General features: G+C 61.4%; 1 protein-coding gene. It reads left to right on the plus strand.

Features of this window, described 5'->3' with window-relative positions:
- Positions 1-412 precede the first annotated feature (412 nt).
- Positions 413-696: sulfite exporter TauE/SafE family protein (locus B3C64_RS04705; protein WP_291534079.1), on the plus strand; the 284-nt coding region annotated here is incomplete at its 3' end.

Consider the following 696-nt stretch of genomic DNA (forward strand, 5'->3'; position numbering starts at 1 on the left):
ATCGGAGCGTTTCTTCGCGCGGATGGGGTTGTCGGTCTGGCCGGGCGCGCGGGGAACGCGGATAGGGCGGTTTGCATGGATGGGAAACCGCCATCCCCATGCCGATTCATGCACGTAGTCTGTATCTCACTCCCAGCCCTGCTCAAGCAGTTCGCCGCGATGGCTGATTCATGCACGTAGTCTGTATAGTTGCGGGATGCAGGATTGTATGGGTTGCGCGGTGCGCACGAGCTTCATGAGATGCCTCGGATTATCGCATTTCGGATTATTTATTGAGCAGAGGATTGCGCGGGTCGTAGGCCGTATAGGGAACGTGGGGCGTACCATCTCATGCGCGCGTGGGTAGTATCGGGGCGAGGCCGATGCCGTGCGGTAACGCGCGCTATCGAATCACACGAGAGGGATGGCTGCCATGCGGAACGCGCAAAATCATGAATGGAAGGAAATCGCGAAACCGGACCGTCTGTTCGGCAATGATCCGGTTGGGCTGGATGCATCGCCCCGCGGCATCGCGGTGTTGGTGATCGTCGGTGTCGCCGTCGGACTGCTGTCCGGCATGTTCGGCATCGGCGGCGGCACGGTGATCGTGCCCGCATTGGTGTGGCTCGGACTCACACAGCGCAATGCCGCCGCGACCTCCATGATGGCGATTGTGCCGACGTCGGTTTCCGGCGTCGTGTCCTATGCGGCGGGCGG

This window comes from Bifidobacterium sp. UBA6881, from assembly GCA_002451435.1.
In the GTDB taxonomy this organism is placed as follows: Bacteria; Actinomycetota; Actinomycetes; order Actinomycetales; family Bifidobacteriaceae; genus Bifidobacterium.